Annotated in this window: 9 protein-coding genes and 1 rRNA gene; 7 read left to right on the forward strand and 3 right to left on the reverse strand. The window is 57.2% G+C overall.

Annotated features, from left to right (window positions below):
• The first annotated feature begins 57 nt into the window (after positions 1-57).
• Complete coding sequence (gene uvrA / locus ABEV74_RS14915) at positions 58-2,943, forward strand: excinuclease ABC subunit UvrA (RefSeq protein WP_430147040.1); 2,886 nt, start codon at positions 58-60, stop codon at positions 2,941-2,943.
• 79 nt (positions 2,944-3,022) lie between these two features.
• Here uvrA and ABEV74_RS14920 read toward each other — a convergent pair whose 3' ends face one another.
• Positions 3,023-4,531 (reverse strand): DUF3658 domain-containing protein, encoded by a 1,509-nt coding sequence (locus ABEV74_RS14920; protein WP_430147043.1) that lies wholly within the window; start codon positions 4,529-4,531, stop codon positions 3,023-3,025.
• Between the two features lie 254 nt (positions 4,532-4,785).
• Positions 4,786-6,399 (reverse strand): nitrite/sulfite reductase, encoded by a 1,614-nt coding sequence (locus tag ABEV74_RS14925; protein WP_062490421.1) that lies wholly within the window; start codon positions 6,397-6,399, stop codon positions 4,786-4,788.
• 282 nt (positions 6,400-6,681) lie between these two features.
• On the opposite strand from ABEV74_RS14925, the gene ABEV74_RS14930 reads away from it, so the two are divergent.
• Positions 6,682-6,897, forward strand: coding sequence for a hypothetical protein (locus ABEV74_RS14930; protein WP_062490423.1), 216 nt, complete (start codon positions 6,682-6,684; stop codon positions 6,895-6,897).
• 118 nt (positions 6,898-7,015) lie between these two features.
• On the opposite strand, the gene ABEV74_RS14935 is transcribed toward ABEV74_RS14930, so the two are convergent.
• Entirely contained in the window at positions 7,016-7,984 is a 969-nt protein-coding gene (locus ABEV74_RS14935) for a sugar phosphate isomerase/epimerase family protein (RefSeq protein ID WP_062490425.1), read from the reverse strand.
• Positions 7,985-8,174: 190 nt separating this feature from the next.
• Between ABEV74_RS14935 and ABEV74_RS14940 the strand changes: the two genes are divergently transcribed.
• The 5 genes from ABEV74_RS14940 to ABEV74_RS14960 all read left to right on the forward strand — a co-directional run.
• Positions 8,175-10,739, forward strand: coding sequence for a U32 family peptidase (locus tag ABEV74_RS14940; RefSeq protein WP_430147047.1), 2,565 nt, complete (start codon positions 8,175-8,177; stop codon positions 10,737-10,739).
• 15 nt (positions 10,740-10,754) lie between these two features.
• Positions 10,755-11,498 (forward strand): heptaprenylglyceryl phosphate synthase, encoded by a 744-nt coding sequence (gene pcrB, locus ABEV74_RS14945; RefSeq protein WP_430147049.1) that lies wholly within the window; start codon positions 10,755-10,757, stop codon positions 11,496-11,498.
• Positions 11,499-11,766: 268 nt separating this feature from the next.
• The gene (gene pcrA / locus ABEV74_RS14950) at positions 11,767-14,097 is read left to right on the forward strand and encodes a DNA helicase PcrA (protein WP_430147051.1); all 2,331 of its coding nucleotides are present in this window, start codon (positions 11,767-11,769) and stop codon (positions 14,095-14,097) included.
• Between the two features lie 110 nt (positions 14,098-14,207).
• A complete protein-coding gene (gene ligA / locus ABEV74_RS14955; RefSeq protein ID WP_430147058.1) occupies positions 14,208-16,208 on the forward strand; it encodes an NAD-dependent DNA ligase LigA in 2,001 nt (666 codons plus the stop codon).
• Positions 16,209-16,627: 419 nt separating this feature from the next.
• Positions 16,628-16,836: ribosomal RNA gene (locus tag ABEV74_RS14960) — 16S ribosomal RNA — on the forward strand; the annotation flags it as partial.

A 16,836-nucleotide genomic window follows, 5' to 3' on the forward strand; every position in this document is an offset into this window, starting at 1 on the left:
TCGAGAAGGAGCGCCGGAACGGCAACGCGTTCCGGCACAATGGAGGGAGAAACCGTCTTGGCCAATGACCGTATCGTGATCAAGGGCGCACGCGCCCACAATCTGAAAAATATCGATGTCACCATCCCGCGCGATAAATTCGTCGTCCTGACGGGCCTCAGCGGTTCGGGCAAATCGTCGCTTGCGTTCGACACCATATATGCGGAAGGGCAGCGGCGGTATGTGGAGTCGCTGTCCGCCTATGCCCGGCAATTTCTCGGACAGATGGAGAAGCCGGACGTCGACTCGATCGAAGGACTCTCTCCGGCCATATCGATCGATCAGAAGACGACAAGCCGCAATCCCCGCTCCACGGTCGGAACGGTAACCGAAATATACGACTATTTGCGGCTGCTGTTCGCCCGGATCGGGAAGCCCCATTGCCCGGAGCATGGCATTGAGATTACGTCGCAAACCGTCGAGCAGATGGTGGACCGGATCATGGAATATCCGGAGCGGACCCGGCTGCAAATTTTGGCCCCGCTCGTATCCGGCCGCAAGGGCGAGCATGTCAAGCTGTTTGCCGACATTCAGAAGCAAGGCTTCGTCCGGGTAAGGGTGAACGGCGAACTGCGGGAACTGAGCGAGAAAATCGAGCTGGAGAAAAACAAGAAGCACAACATCGAAGTCGTTGTCGACCGTATCGTCATCAAGCCGGATATCGCGACGCGTCTGGCCGATTCGCTGGAAACGGCGCTCCAACTGGCGGGCGGCCGCGTCATTGTCGATGTGATGGGCCAGGAAGAGCTGCTGTTCAGCTCAAACCTTGCATGCCCCGAATGCGGCTTCAGCATCGAAGAGCTGTCGCCGCGGATGTTCTCGTTCAACAGCCCGTACGGCGCTTGTCCCGAGTGCGACGGTCTTGGTGCCAAAATGATCGTCGACACCGATCTGCTTGTCCCGGACCCCGACAAATCGATCGAGCAGGGGGCGTTCGAGGCATGGGCGGGCAGCACGTCCAATTACTACCCGCAATTTCTCGATGCCGTATGCACGCATTACGGCATCCCGAAAGACGTGCCCGTCCGCGAGCTGCCTCCGGATATGATGAAGAAACTGCTGTACGGCACCGGCGGCGAGCGTGTCCGGTTCCGTTACGAGAACGATTTCGGCCATCAGAAGGAAGCTTACGTTCCGTTCGAGGGCATCGTCAACAATCTGGAGCGCCGCTACCGCGAGACCGCTTCGGACGCGATGCGCGAGCATATCGAATCGTACATGAGCGCCAAGCCGTGCTCCGGCTGCAAAGGGCACCGGCTCCGCAAGGAAACGCTGGCGGTGACGGTCGGCGGACACAATATCGCCTATGTGACGTCGCTTTCGATCGGGGAAGCGCAGCGGTTTTTCCAGGAACTCAAGCTGAACGACAAAGAACGGCAAATCGCTCATCTCATTCTGAAAGAAATCAACAGCCGGCTCGGTTTCCTGGTCAATGTCGGACTGGAATATTTGACTTTGAGCAGAGCGGCGGGAACGTTGTCAGGCGGGGAGGCGCAGCGGATCCGGCTGGCAACGCAAATCGGCTCGAGCCTGATGGGCGTGCTGTATATTCTCGACGAACCGAGCATCGGCCTTCATCAGCGGGACAACGACCGGCTTATTGCGACGCTGGAACATATGCGCGATCTGGGCAATACGCTGATCGTCGTCGAGCATGACGAAGATACGATGCTGGCCGCCGATTACATTATCGATATCGGTCCCGGCGCGGGCATACATGGCGGTCAGGTCGTCGCACAAGGCACCCCTGCCGAAGTTATGGCTCATGAGCATTCGTTGACCGGACAATATTTGAGCGGACGCCGGTTTATAGCCGTCCCGCTGGAACGGCGGCCGATCGGCGACAAATGGCTGGAAGTGCGGGGAGCGAAAGAGAACAACCTGAAAAATTTGAATGTCAAAATTCCGCTCGGCGTCTTCACGGTCGTGACCGGCGTATCCGGCTCCGGCAAATCGACGCTCGTCAACGAGATCGTCTACAAGACGCTTGCCCGCGATTTGAACAAGGCGAAAGTGCGTCCCGGCGCGCATAAGGAGATGCGCGGACTGGAGCATATCGAGAAAGTCATCGATATCGATCAGTCGCCGATCGGCCGCACGCCGCGTTCCAATCCGGCGACGTATACCGGTGTATTCGATGATATCCGGGACGTCTTCGCCGCGACGAACGAGGCAAAGGTGCGGGGGTACAAGAAGGGACGGTTCAGCTTCAATGTCAAGGGCGGACGCTGCGAAGCGTGCCGCGGCGACGGCATCATCAAGATCGAGATGCATTTCCTGCCCGACGTGTACGTCCCTTGCGAAGTTTGCAAAGGCAAACGGTACAACCGCGAAACGCTGGAGGTCAAATATAAAGGCAAAAGCATTGCCGACGTACTGGCGATGACGATAGAGGACGCTTGCGAATTTTTCCGGAACATTCCGCGCATCCACCGCAAGCTGCAGACGCTGCTTGACGTCGGTCTCGGCTACATGAATCTCGGCCAGCCGGCGACGACGCTGTCCGGGGGCGAGGCGCAGCGGGTGAAGCTGGCGGCCGAGCTGTACCGCCGCAGCACCGGCAAGACGGTGTACATTTTGGACGAGCCGACAACCGGGCTGCATGTCGACGATATCGACCGTTTGCTGAAGGTGCTCCACCGTCTCGTCGATTCCGGCGAATCGGTTCTGGTCATCGAGCATAATCTCGATGTGATCAAGACGGCCGACTATATTATCGATCTCGGTCCGGAAGGCGGCAGCGGCGGCGGGACGATCGTCGCCACCGGCACGCCGGAAGAGGTGATCAAGTCCGATCAGTCGTATACCGGCCGGTATCTGGCTCCGATTTTGGAACGGGACCGGAAACGAACCGTCGAACGGCTCAAGGCCGAAGAAGGAGTCGCGGCCGGAGCGGCGAAATAGGCAGTACGAAAAACATCCCAAACCGCCTACTTGGCGGAATGGGATGTTTTTTTCGTTCGGTCGTTAGGCCGTTAGGTCGTTATTCCCCCAAACCGACGCTGTAGTAGCGCATCGCATTCAGGCTGCCGGTATAGACAAGTTTGCCTTCCTTGATAAGTTCCCGTACACGGTATTCGATGTAGCTGTCGCCGACGTACTGGTTCGCGGAACCGATTACTTCGCCGACAATCCTCGCACATTTGACCAGTCGCCCCTCTGCCCCCGTCAAATTGCTAACAGCTTCCATAATATCGGCATCGAAATAGCTCCCGTCAACGCTTAGCGGCCGTCCCTTGTCCATCACCCGCAAAATGCCGCCATCGGCGACTAGCTGCCGCCATTCGTCGGCATAAGCCTCCCGTTCACGGGGCGTCAGCAGCCGCGCTTCCGGGAGCAACAGGGCGAGCTTGTCCGGTCCCAGCTCGCCAGTGCTGCGGTAGATCGCATCTTCGTTCTCGAATGCCGTCTTCTTGTACCGCTTGTTGGCCAGCGCCGTCGTATCGATAACGGATATCTCCGTATCGTCCGCGAGCGCGGCAGCCAGGCGGCGCAGCCCGATCTGCTCGGAGGCCGACTCTCCGGCCCAGACGACGACATGACGGGCGCGCAGGCGCTTCGGCCACTGCTTCCAGTCCAGCGCCGCCCGCAGCGCATACTCCATCGTCTCTCTGCGCCCTTCCTCGCTCGTGCATGTCCGCCACCAGGAGAGCCGTTTGGCCAAGCCCTCCGGCTCGTCTTCGTTATGCAACGGCCCGACCATCAGATCGTCGTTCAGCGTGACCGCCTTCTCTCCCGGCATTCCCCGCAGCGCTATTCGCAGCGACCCTCCCGCCGAATCGCCGAAGGCGATATGGATGCGTCCGGCATATTCGGCCGGAAACAGCGTTTCTTTCAGGTAATCCGCATTGCCGGCCGCCCATTCGCGGTCGAACTCGCGCAGAAAGTATTCGAGGAACCGGTGTCTTTCCTCTGCAAGCAAACGGGCCGTTTCCGTATTCAACCGCTCCTTCAGCCGGAGCAGCTTTTCATTAAAATGATTAATCGCCGTGCTCGGTCCGTTCCGGTATTCCGTTTCCGTCATCGAAGCCCGGGGACGGAGCGCCGGATCGTAAATCGGCTGCCCTTTGTTGCCTGCATAGGCGAAGGCGCGCGCGATGCCGATTGCGCCGATAGCATCGAGCCGATCGGCATCCTGTACGACCTGTCCCTCCAGCGTGCGCATCGGCTGACCATGGCCGCCTCCGAAGGACATCGTTGACGCAATTTCAATCACATGGGCACGGTGGTCCTCTTCCACGCCCGCTTGCCGCATCCAGTCCCCGATTTTGCGCAACCCGGCTTCCTTGCTTCCTGCCAGCTTGACGTCGGCGACGTCATGGAGCAGCGCCGCCAGCTCGCAAATATATACGTCGGCGTGTTCCGCCTCGGCGAGCATGCGGGCCGTTCGCGCCACCCGTACGACATGCCACCAGTCGTGGCCGCTGTGGTCGCGTTCCAGTTCGCTTTTCGCGTAATCTCTTGCTTGTTCCAGTATCGTTTCCTGATCCAATGCCCGATTTCCTCCCGACTATGGTATCTCTCCCGTCATCAGTTTACCATCTCGGGGAAATAAACACACACGCCCGTCGAATCATTTTAACTCTGTAATGATTGGCCGCCATTTCGATTTCTGACGGTCGAACGGAGAATGCCGGGCGGTCGAATTTGAGAACCGCCCCGTTTCGAGCGCGATCTGGCCAATTTCGTACCTGAAACCAAAAAAAGAGGAGGGGGATTTCCGGTTCCCCTCCTCTTTTCGCGCGATCAGGACGCGGCCAAAATTTCCGTGAGCTTCTCCTGGAACGCCTGTACGCCGACCCGCTGGACGTAATCGTGGAACGATTCGCCGTTTTTGCGGCCTTCCTTGTAAAACAGGATCAGCTTCGCGAGCACTTCCGGCAGGTCGTCGCCTTTGACGCGGCCCTTGAGCGGCGTATTAAACTTGGCATTCGGACCGAGCGTGCCGCCGACGGCGATATCGAAAGCGTCGACCATTCCTTCCGGCGTCTTGACGAGCGCACCTTGAAGGCCGATATCGGCAATATGCTTCTGGCCGCAAGCGTTCGGGCAGCCGACCATATGAATGCGAATTTTCTCGTCGAGCTCGACATGCTCATCGAGATATTCGGCGACGCGGCGCGCACGCTCTTTGGTCTCGACGACGGCCAGATTGCAAAATTCGTTGCCCGTGCAGGAAACGGTCCGGCTCATAAAATGTTTCGGAAACGGCGACAGCCGCTGCAGCACAGGCTGCTTCAGCACTTCATCGACCTTGTCGTCGGGAATGCCGGCCAAAATAATGTTTTGCGACACCGTCGTACGGATCAATCCGTCGCCATATTTGTCGGCAATATCGGCCAACTGCTCGAACTCGTCGGTATTCGTGCGGCCGACCGGAACGTTCAGACCGATATAGTTGAGCCCTTCCTGCTTCTGCTTGTGCACGCCGTCGAAGTAGGCGGCTTTCCAGCCGACAATTTTGTTTTCGCCTTTGGAAGGCATGTCGCCGATAAGCTCCAGAAGCTTTTCCTTGAATTTCTCCGGTCCCCAATCGGCTACGAGGAACTTGAGGCGGGCATGGTGCCGCTTCTCGCGGTAGCCGTAGTCGCGGAAAATCGTCGTGACGCCGATCGCGACCTTCAATACTTCCTCCGGACGGATGAAAATGTCGAGCTCCTGGGCCAAATGCGGCTTTGCCGACAAGCCGCCGCCGACCAGGGCGTGGAAGCCGATCACTTCCTTGCCGTCGATCACTTTGACCGCAGGCACGAAAGCCAGGTCGTTGATTTCGGCTTGCGCGTTGTTATAAATACTGGATGAGATGGACATTTTATATTTGCGGGGCAAATTGGAAAAGTCACGATTCAACAGGAAAAAATCGTTGACTTCGTTCACCAGCTGCGTCGTATCCATCAGTTCGTCCTTGTCGATGCCGGCGAGCGGATTGCCGACGATCGTGCGCGGGCAGTCGCCGCATGCTTCGTAGCTGTATAGTCCGACTGCTTCGAGACGGTTGAAAATGTCGGGCAAATTCTCCACGCGCAGCCAATGGAACTGGATCGCCTGACGCGTGGTGACGTCCATCAAGCCGCGCCCGTAGTCGCGTCCGATGGAAGCAAGCGCGCGCGCCTGTGCGCTCGTCATGATGCCGGAGTTGATCCGGATCCGCATCATGAAATGACCGTCTTTCGGCTTCTGTTCGTACACGCCGGCCCATTTGAACCGGTTCATATCGTCCGGGTCGATCGATTCGTAGCCTTTTTTGGCGTATTCTTCAATAATAGTACGAATGACATCGAGACCGTCTTTTTGATGCTTGACAAACTCAAACTTGTTCAATTTGGAAGGGTCTTTCATCCAGACCGCTTCATATGCCATATCGATGCTGCCCCCTTGCCGATTGTCATTTCGGGTGAAGTTTAATTCCGACGAAACAGGTAAGAATATATGAATTGATCGTATCATATTTTATAAAGCTCGACAACGGATCATGCTCATCTCAGGTATAAGAATTTGTTATATTTTCGATATGGATAGGTTATAAGGAACAATGAAATCGTGACAAACTTGTTACGGATGACCATTCGCTCTTGCGGCGGCTCGACGCGGAAGGTAACATAGTGTAATATAGGATAACTGTGAAAAGGAGGGGGTCATCCCGTGCTTCTCGCTGCAGAAAACGCAAGCGCATCGGTTTTTAACGGTTTTGACATTTTCATGTTGATTTTCACGGTGCTGATCATGATCGGCTTGGTCCGCCTTCTCATGGCCCGTCCGAAGAAAAATTTGTTTGCGATCGCCTTTACGATTGTGGCGTTGGCCGTATTTCTCTTCACCGACTATGTTATGATTTTCGAGGTTTGGGCAGGAAAATAACATAACGGATAGTGCCGCTTGACCAGCAAGCGGCCGGGCTGAACGAAGAACGCCCCGCATGCGGCCGCTTGCCGGCCTTGCGGGGCGTTCTTCGTTTATCGGGACGCCGGAGTCGGCGTTATACCCACCACATTTCTCCGAGCGGTTCCTTGATGAGCACTTGCTGGAGATTTTGAACGGCTTTCGTGAAGCCTTCATCGACCGACATGAGCCCGTCCTCGTGCTCGATGCTGACGACATAATCGTAGCCGACGAGACGCAGCGCGCTTATAATGTCCGCCCACGTTTTGAGATCGTGGCCGAAGCCGACGGTCCGGAATTGCCATGCGCGGTCCAGCATTTGGGTATAAGATTGCATGTCCGTTACGCCGTGGCGGTTGACGTTGATCGGATCGATCGTCGTATCTTTGGCGTGGAAATGGTGAATCGCACCTTCGCGGCCGAGAATGTGCACCGCTTGCACCGGATCGATGCCTTGCCACCACATATGGCTCGGGTCGAGGTTGGCGCCGATCGCGCTGCTGGTCGCTTCGCGCAGCCGGAGCAGCGTGGCCGGACTGTGGACGGAGAAGCCGCCATGCAGCTCGAGACCGATTTTGACGCCGTTCTGTTCGGCCAGCTTGGCGATGTCGGACCAGTACGGGATGACTTTCGCCTCCCACTGCCATTTCAAAATTTCCTGGAAGTCGTTCGGCCAAGGCGCGACCGGCCAGTTCGGATATTTGGCATCTTCATGGTCGCCCGGACAGCCGGAGAACGTGTTGACGACAGGCACTTCCAGCCTGTTGGCCAACTCGATCGTTTTGCGCAGCGCGGCGTCATGTTCGCTCGATATCGCTTTTTGCGGATGCAGCGGGTTGGCATGGCAGCTCAGCGCGCTGATGATCAGACCGCGGGATTCGACCGCTTGTTTGAACGCTTTCAATTTTCCGGCGTCGGCCAGAAGCTCGTCCGGTTTGCAATGGGCGTCGCCCGGATAACCGCCGGTGCCGATCTCGACGGCTTCCACACCTTTGGACACGATGTAATCCAGCGCTTCTTCGAACGGCTTCTGCGCGAATAGTACGGTAAATACACCAAGTTTCATAGTCTGGCGATACCTCCCAAACGTTTTTAGAAAAACGAACAATCAGCTTTATTATAGCATGGCGGTCGGGGCGAAAGAAGAGCAACCGGCCAATCGGAGCAAGATCGCATATAAACTGGACAATGGAGAATTGTCCGGCGGTCTGGTAAACTGAACGTAGCGCATTTACGATCTGGAGGATGCTTCTGAAATGGGTTTGAATATAACGAGACAAGATATCGAGTTGCTCGCTCCGGCAGGAGACTGGGAGTGTATGCGGGCGGCGGTGGCGAACGGAGCCGACGCCGTCTATTTCGGGGTGGAGAGGTTTAACGCGCGGGCGCGCGCCGACAATTTCCGCACCGAAGAGCTGCCGGAAATTATGGCGTTCCTGCGCCGTTACGGCGTCAAAGGCTACCTGACCTTCAATATCCTCGTGTTCGAGGACGAGCTGGAATCGGCCAAAGCGCTGATCGACGCCTGCATTGATGCCGGTGTGGACGCGGTCATTGTGCAGGATCTGGGGCTTGTGAAGCTGATTCGGGAAATTTCGCCGGATTTTCCGATCCACGGCTCGACGCAGATGACGATTACGTCGCCGGAGGCGGTCGAATTTACGAAGCCGTTCGGTTTGGAGCGCGTCGTGCTCGGGCGGGAGAACAATCTGAAGCATATCCGCACCATCGGCGAGCAGGCCAAGCTTCCGATGGAAGTGTTCGTCCACGGGGCGCTTTGCGTCTCGTATTCCGGACAATGCCTCACGTCGGAAATGTGGGGCGGACGGTCGGCCAACCGCGGCGAATGCGCCCAGGCTTGCCGGCTGCCTTACGATCTGATCGTCGACGGCGAACCGAAGCCGATGGGCGACGTAGCTTATTTGTTGTCGCCGAAAGATCTGGCGGCCATCGACATCGTGCCGGAGCTGATCGAGGCGGGGGTGACGTCGTTCAAGATCGAAGGGCGGCTTAAAAGTCCGGAGTATGTCGCCAATGTCGTCGGCAAATACCGGGCGGCGATCGACCGTTATTTCGCCGGCGACCGTTCCGCTCCTTCGAAGGAAGAGATCCGCGAGCTCGAGCAGAGTTTCTCGCGCGGCTTTACGCACGGCTTCCTGAAAGGGACGAACAATAAGCAGCTCGTCGACGGAACGTTTCCGAAAAGCCGGGGCGTCTATCTCGGCCGTGTCGAGCGGGTGCTGCGCGACGCTGTCGTCTGCCGCATCGAAGCGCCGCTCAAGCGCGGCGACGGCATCGTCTTCGATGCGGGCGACCCGACGAAGAAAGAGGAGGGCGGCCGCGTATACGATGTGCGGCATAACGGGGTGCGCGTCGAGGGCGAGGCGCAGGAGGGCATGGTGCTGGAAATCGTGCCCGGCCGGCGAGACGTCGATCTGCAGCGGGTCCGCCCGGGCGACCGCATCTGGAAGACGAGCGATCCGGCGCTTGACCGGCGGCTGCGGGCGACGTTCGAAACGGACAAGCCGTACCGCGTCTTTCCGCTGCGCGTCAAAGCGCAAGGTGAACCGGGGCAGCCGCTCCGCACATGGTGGACCGATATCCAGAAAGGCACGACGGTGGAGGTCGTATCCGAGCTGGAGATGGAGAAGGCCGCGAAGCGGCCGATCGACGAAGAGCTCTTGAAGGAGCAGTTCGGACGGCTCGGCGGAACGCTGTTTCAGCTAGAAGAGCTCGAGCTCGATTTGCGTGACGGGCCGATGCTGCCGATCCGCGAGCTGAACCGGATGCGCCGGGAAGCGGCGGAGAAGCTGACGGGCGAGCGGGAGAAGCCGCCCGTCTATATCAAGCGCGAGGCGGATCCGTTCGCCGACGCGCGCGATCCGCGGACTGCGCGCGGGCAGCGCCGCGCCGGCGCGAACGGGGCGGGCGCGGCTGCGGGGGCGCCCGGCGGCAAGGTCAGGCTGACGGCGCTCTGCCGCAGCCTGGAGCAGGTGGAGGCGGCGGTTAGGACCGATGCGGCGATGATCTATGCCGATTTCGAGTTCATCAAGCAATTTCCCGCCGCCATCGAGACGGCCCGGCGCGCAGGCAAGCCGATCGCGCTGGCGACGCCGCGGATTCATATGCCGGGGGAGAACGGCTACCATGCCAACATTTTGCGGCTGCAGCCGGACGCGGTGCTCGTGCGCAACACCGGCGCGTTGTATTATTACGCGAAGGCCCGGACCGAGCGGGCAGGCAGCGGACAGCCGTTCCCGCAGCTGATCGGCGACTTCTCGCTGAATGCGGCCAACCACAAGACGGTCCGGCTGCTCGCCGAGGCTGGCCTTGAGCGGATTACGCCGTCCTACGATCTGAACATCCAGCAGATGATCGATCTGCTGGAACGGGCGGACACCTCGCTGCTGGAAATTGTCATTCATCAGCATCTGCCGATGTATCATACGGAGCATTGCGTATACTGCACGTTTTTGAGCGAAGGCACCGATTATACCAATTGCGGACGTCCGTGCGAATCACACCGCGCGTCGCTAAGAGACCGAATCGGCATGAGTCATCCGGTGCGGGTTGACGAAGGATGCCGGAATACGGTCTATAATGCGATCGAGCAATCGGGAGCGGAATATTTGCAGCATTTTGTCGAACTCGGCGTATCGTCGTTCCGTGTCGAATTTCTGGAGGAATCGGCGGACAAAGTGCTGGAAGTGATGGGGCTGTATCAGGAGGCGCTCGCCGGCCGCATTACCGGGACGCAAGTATGGCGCACCCTGAAGGCGATCAACCAGCTCGGCGTTACGCGAGGCCAACTGGTGAAATAGGGCGGAGGTTGAACGATGCGGGTGGAGAAGTGGAGACATGTTTTCAAGCTCGATCCGGACAAAACGATATCCGACGGGGCGCTGCGGGCGATATGCCGGTCAGGCACGGACGCGATCATCGTCGGAGGATCGAGCGGCGTCACCTTCGCCAATACGGCGGAGCTGCTCGCTCGCATCCGGCGCCACGATGTGGAATGCATACTGGAGCTGACGTCAGCAGATTCGGCCGTCCCCGGCTTCGACGGCTATTTCATTCCGATGGTGCTGAACGCGGCAACCGTCGAGTGGCTGTGCGGCCGCCAGCTGCAGGCAATACGCGACTACGGCGAGCTTATCCCTTGGGAACGGACGGCGGCCTCGGGTTACATTATATTGAATCCCGACGCTACTGCCGCCAAGGTGAGCGGCGCCCGTCCGCTGACCGATGCCGCCGACGTCCTGGCCTGCGTCCGTCTGGCCGATCGGCTGATGCGGCTCCCGGTGATCTATTTGGAATACAGCGGCCGTTACGGCGATATGGATCTTGTCGGGAAAGCGACGCGAACCGTTACGGTCTCGCGGCTGTTTTACGGCGGGGGAATCGATGACGCGGCGAAGGCGGCATTGGCCGCGCGCTCGGCGCATACGGTCGTCGTAGGCAATGTGATTTATGAAGATTTAAACAGAGCCTTGTCCACGGTCGAAGCCGTCCGGTCCGTTGGCGGGCCGCAACGATCGTCCGATAATGATGATTTAAAATATGCAAATAATGAATTGTAGATTTCTTTGATTATATTGAGTTGTTTAAATTTATAATGGTTTCGTACAGATAAAAATAACTCAATAATTTTCTCGTATTCTTGTACCGTCATCGTTCTGTATTCATGATCTGGCATGACGGTCTTCTTTGTTTTTTTGCACAAAAGCACACAGGTCGGCAAGGGACAATGGATGGTGGTGGCCTGTTTCCCGTCTCGAAATTGACACTTCAAAGTCCGTTGTCTACACTGGAGGAAAGGCGAACAAATGCGAACAAAGGAGTACGGACATGTGGAATGCGACGAGCATCGACGAAGCGGTTCGGAAGCTGAATCCACAGCAGCGGGAAGCGGTGCAGACGACGGAAGGCCCGCTGCTGATTATGGCGGGAGCGGGCAGCGGCAAAACGCGGGTGCTGACGCATCGGATTGCCTATTTGATCGAGAAGCGCCGCGTGGCTCCCTGGAGCATTCTGGCCATTACGTTTACGAATAAAGCCGCGCGGGAAATGCAGGAGCGGGTTGCCGCGCTGGTCGGACCGACGGGGCAGGATATTTGGGTATCGACGTTCCACTCCATGTGCGTACGTATATTGCGGAAAGATATTGACCGGATCGGGTATACGTCCAATTTTTCCATTCTGGATTCCACGGATCAGTTGTCGGTCATCCGCAATTGTATGAAAGAGTTGAACATCGACACGAAAAAATTCGAGCCTCGAGGGATTCAAGCGGTTATCAGCGGGGCGAAAAACGAGCTGCAGACCCCCGAGCGGTTCGCGCAGAAGGCGGGCGATTACTACCAGGATATCGCGGCCAAAGTATATGAAGCGTATCAGAAAAAGTTGAAAAGCAACAATTCGCTCGATTTCGACGACCTGATCATGATGACGATCCAATTGTTCAAGGACGTTCCCGAGGTGCTGGATTTTTACCAGAAAAAATTCCGGTACATTCACGTCGACGAGTATCAGGATACGAACCGGGCGCAGTATATGCTCTGTCGCATGCTGGCGGATAATCATCATAACATTTGCGTCGTCGGCGACAGCGACCAGTCGATTTACCGGTGGCGCGGCGCGGATATTACGAACATTTTGAACTTTGAAGAAGATTATCCCGAAGCGAAGACGATTATGCTGGAGCAAAACTATCGTTCCACGGCGAATATTTTGAATGCGGCGAACGCCGTCATCCAGCGGAATACAAGCCGCAAGGAGAAGAAGCTGTGGACCGATCGCGGCGACGGCGACGCGATTCAAGTGTATCAGGCCGATTCGGAGCACGAGGAAGGCTACTTCGTCGTCGAGGAAATCCGCAAAAACAAAGAGCAGGGCAAGCGGTATTCCGATCATGCGATTCTGTACCGGACCAACGCGCAGTCGCGGGTCATCGAGGAAATTCTGATCAAGTCGGATATTCCGTATCAAATCGTAGGCGGCATCAGGTTCTACGACCGCAAGGAAATTAAAGATTTGCTCGCTTATTTGCGGCTGGTGTCCAACCCGGACGACGATATCAGCCTGACGCGGATCATTAATGTGCCCAAGCGGGGGATTGGCGATACAACCGTGGGCAAACTGGAAGAAGAAGCGGCGCGCCGCGGTGTGTCCATATTTAAGGTGCTGTCCGATCTGGACGGTCTGGATATCAGCGGCCGGGCTCGCGCCTCGCTCCTTGAATTCCGCGACATGATCGATCGTCTGGCGCGAATGACAGACTATCTCTCGGTGACCGAACTGACGGAGCAGATGCTGGAAATGACGCAATACCGCGTCGAATTGCAGCGCGAAAACACGCTGGAATCCAAATCCAGGCTGGAAAATATCGACGAGTTTCTGTCGGTAACGCAAGACTTCGAGAAGCGCAACGAGGACAAATCGCTTGTAGCGTTTCTGACCGATCTTGCGCTGATTGCCGATATCGATACGATGGACAGGGCGGAAGACGCTGCGCCAGGGGATGCGGTCGTGCTGATGACGATGCACAGCGCCAAAGGGCTCGAGTTTCCGATTGTGTTCATTATCGGTATGGAGGAAGGCGTCTTTCCGCACAGCCGGGCGCTGATGGACCCGGAGGAATTGGAGGAGGAGCGGCGGCTCGCCTACGTCGGCATTACCCGGGCGGAAGAGCGGCTGTATCTGACCTGCGCCCGCATGCGGACACTGTTTGGCCGTACAGGTGCCAACGCGCCGTCGCGGTTTTTGGAGGAAGTGCCGGACGGATTGAAAGAAGTCGTTTCGTCGGGTATCGGACGCAAGGGCTTTGGTGCCGGTCGGGGTTATACGGGTTACGGCTTCGGCGATACGGGACGAACGGGACTTGGATTCCGGGACGCCTTCGGCGGACGGTCCGCATTATCCGGCGCGTCCGGAACGCCGTCATCTCGTCCCTCAAGCCCGGGCGTGCGCGTAAGCTCGCCGGCAGACGCCGCGATGGCGGCGGGCGGGGCGGACCGCGAGTTCGCCGCGGGAGACAAGGTCGCCCATCCCAAATGGGGGGAAGGCGTCGTCGTTTCCGTTAAAGGGACTGGCAATGACATGGAGTTGCAAATCGCCTTCCCGGCGCCTACAGGCATCAAGCGGCTGCTCGCCGTTTTTGCCCCCATTACGAAGGTTTGAAGCGGCTCGAAATATTAATGGAAAGATATCGGATGGATGAAAGGAAGGGATCGTCCGTGGACGTTCGCCCGGAAAAGGAACGGGTTTGCGAGCCGAAGCAGCTGGAGCGGATGCGCGAACTGGCGGCCGAGATCGACCGTCACAACTACCATTATTATACGTTGGATCAGCCCGTCATTAGCGACAAAGAATACGATGCCCTCTATGACGAGCTGAAGTCACTGGAGGAGGCGACCGGCGTCGTGCTGCCGGATTCGCCGACTTTGCGCGTCGGCGGCGAATTGCTGCCGGGCTTCGAGCCTTACCGCCACCGCAGCCGTCTGTGGAGTCTTGACAAAGCGCAGGACGACGAAGATTTGCTGGCTTGGAACCAGCGGGTGCTGCGGGGCATTCAGGATTACAACGAGAAAAATCCCGATAATCCGCTTCCGGCGCCGGAATATGTCGTCGAATTGAAGTTTGACGGTTTGACGATCAACCTTACCTATGAAAACGGCAAACTCGTACAGGCGGCGACTCGCGGCAACGGTACGGTGGGAGAAGGAATATTGGCCCAGGTTCGCACCATCCGCTCGATTCCGCTTTCGATTCCGTTCACCCAGGGCGTGGTCGAAATTCAAGGCGAAGGCTTAATGTATTTGTCGGTGCTGGAAGCGTACAACCGTACGGCCGCGGAGCCGCTCAAGAACGCGCGCAACGCGGCCGCCGGCGCGCTCCGCAACCTGAATCCGAAAGTAACCGCGGAACGGAAGCTCAGCGCGTTCTTCTATAATGTAGGCTACGCCGAAGGCGTTTCGTTCGACACGCATCAGGAAATGATCGAATTTTTGCGGCAAAACCGTTTGAAAGTCAATCCTCATATTTCGTATTTCGACAATATCGAGGATGTGCGGCAGGAGCTCCATCGCATTGCGTCGATGCGCGGGGAGTTCGATTATTTGATCGACGGTGCCGTTGTGAAGCTGACGGATATGCGCACCCGACAAGTTCTCGGATATACGGACAAATTTCCGCGCTGGGCTATCGCTTACAAATTTGAAGCGGAAGAATCGACGACCGTGCTGGAGTCCGTATCGTGGGAAGTGGGGCGCACCGGGAAAATAACGCCTGTGGCCCGGGTCGAGCCGGTCGAGCTGGCCGGCGTTACGGTTCAGAACTGTACATTGAACAATATCGGCGATATCGAACGGAAAAATTTAAAGTATGCGCTCGGCACGCGCGTATTTATCCGGCGCTCGAACGATGTCATTCCGGAAATTCTCGGCAAGGCGGACGATGAGGAGGGGGCGGAAATCGTCTACCCGACGCATTGTCCGGCTTGCGGAACGGAACTGGAGCAGCGGGGAGCCCATTTGTTTTGCAACAACCGGCTCGGATGCCGTCCGCAGACGATCGGCCGCATCGTTCATTTCGCTTCGCGCGACGCGATGGATATCGAAACGTTCAGCGTCATGACGGCGGAGCAGCTTTATGATCATTGCGGCGTCAAAGATCCGGCCGACTTGTATGAGCTGGATTATGACGATCTGATTAAGCTGGAACGTTTCGGCGACAAGAAGGCGCGGAATTTGCTGGAGGCGATCGAAAAATCGAAAGATCGCGATCTGGCCGCATTCTTGTTCGCGCTCGGCATCCCGAATACCGGCAAAGCGACGACGAAAATGCTGGCCGATCATTATGGCGATCTTGATGCGGTCATGAACGCCACGGCGGAAGAGCTTGTCGGATTGCCCGACATTGGCGCGGTTGTCGCCGAAAGTATCGTCGGCTTTTTCGCCGATCCGGTTGTCAAGCAAAGCATCGCCCGAATGCGCGAGCTGGGCGTCAAGGCTGAGGCGGAACAGGCTCCGGAAGTGCAAAGCAACAGCGTGTTTAACGGCAAAACCGTCGTCTTGACCGGGACGCTGCCGACGCTGACGCGCGATGAAGCGACCCGGCTATTGGAGGCGAGCGGGGCCAAAGTGACAGGCAGCGTGTCCAAAAAAACCGATTATGTCATCGCGGGAGAAGCGGCCGGCAGCAAGCTGGCCAAAGCCAGAGAGTTGGGCATACCGGTCATTGAGGACGAAGAGGAATTCAGGCGGATGCTGGGCGGCAGCGTCCGGTCGTAAGAAACGGATGCGCGCGTCTTGGGGCGCGCGTCGGGTCTTATAGCGAATGATCGAAATTTGAAGCGTTCCGGCGAATCGTCTTATGACGTCGTATAGCCGGGACGCTTCTTCTATATCAGCAACGTCTATATCAGCAACGTCTGCGGCGTGCCAAAAAATAACGTTGTATTTTATGTTGAGATATGATAAATTAAGTCATGTCGCTTTTCCGCTGCACAAATGACGGCGGACGACAAGCTTCTGTCCAAACGGACAAAAAAACTTGTTGACATGTTGGGCAGACGCTGATATAATTAAATCTTGTCACGGCGGGAACGCCTGACACGATAAGCAAGCAAGTTCTTTGAAAACTGAACAAATGGAACACGTCAATTCGGATAACGAATTTTTAAGCAACAATGAGCACAATCAACTTTACCTTTATGGAGAGTTTGATCCTGGCTCAGGACGAACGCTGGCGGCGTGCCTAATACATGCAAGTCGAGCGGAGCTGAGGAGAAGCTTGCTTCTCTGAAGCTTAGCGGCGGACGGGTGAGTAACACGTAGGCAACCTGCCTGCAAGACCGGGATAACTGACGGAAACGTGAGCTAATACCGGATAGGCGGACTTCTCGCATGAGGGGGCCGG

Origin of the sequence: Paenibacillus cisolokensis (assembly GCF_050481165.1) — a bacterium.
Taxonomy (GTDB): domain Bacteria; phylum Bacillota; class Bacilli; order Paenibacillales; family Paenibacillaceae; genus Paenibacillus_AH; species Paenibacillus_AH cisolokensis.

Coding starts and splice junctions, on each gene's coding strand:
- ABEV74_RS14925 (WP_062490421.1), bottom strand. CDS start 6,399: ATGGCATATGAAGCGGTCTGGATGAAAGACCCTTCCAAATTGAACAAG.
- ABEV74_RS14935 (WP_062490425.1), bottom strand. CDS start 7,984: ATGAAACTTGGTGTATTTACCGTACTATTCGCGCAGAAGCCGTTCGAA.
- ABEV74_RS14940 (WP_430147047.1), top strand. CDS start 8,175: ATGGGTTTGAATATAACGAGACAAGATATCGAGTTGCTCGCTCCGGCA.
- pcrB (WP_430147049.1), top strand. CDS start 10,755: ATGCGGGTGGAGAAGTGGAGACATGTTTTCAAGCTCGATCCGGACAAA.
- pcrA (WP_430147051.1), top strand. CDS start 11,767: ATGTGGAATGCGACGAGCATCGACGAAGCGGTTCGGAAGCTGAATCCA.
- ligA (WP_430147058.1), top strand. CDS start 14,208: ATGCGCGAACTGGCGGCCGAGATCGACCGTCACAACTACCATTATTAT.